Source organism: Butyricicoccus sp. AF35-5AC (assembly GCF_003477715.1).
In the GTDB taxonomy this organism is placed as follows: domain Bacteria; phylum Bacillota; class Clostridia; order Oscillospirales; family Butyricicoccaceae; genus Agathobaculum; species Agathobaculum butyriciproducens.
Genome location: NZ_QUDX01000024.1, coordinates 1 through 412, shown reverse-complemented (window position 1 = coordinate 412; position 412 = coordinate 1). Strand labels below are relative to the sequence as shown.

1 protein-coding gene is annotated in these 412 nt (G+C 54.1%); it reads left to right on the top strand.

The window, feature by feature from the left end; all coding sequences use genetic code 11:
- Positions 1 to 327: hypothetical protein (locus DWZ82_RS15445; RefSeq protein ID WP_199667522.1), on the top strand; the 327-nt coding region annotated here is incomplete at its 5' end.
- Between the last annotated feature and the right edge of the window lie 85 nt (positions 328 to 412).

Below are 412 nucleotides of genomic sequence, written 5' to 3'. Positions count from 1 at the left end.
GTAACGGCAGTCTGCAACATCAAGTACGCAGACAAGCTGTTCATCAAGGGCGCTGCGGTCACGCAGGAGCATCGCGAGCAGATCTCCCGCCGTATTTCTCAGGAAAGCATGGAACGCTTTCTGAACAGCGTCACGATCGACTTCGGCCGCATCGAAAACCCGGTTGCATACTTACAGACTTCCCTGTATACCTACCATCAGAAGCTGCTGCAGCCTTCGCAGGCCGAGCCTGTCAGCACCGGCACATCCGAGCAGCCGCTGGCCGACTGGGAACTGGAGTGGCTCAAGCGCGTAAAAGCAAAACGCCATTCGCAGGAAACCGAATAACCTTTTAAGCCATGATTGACCTCATGGCTTATGGTTGTGCCCGGAAAATCATATTTCCATCCCCAAACACCGATGACGGCAGAAA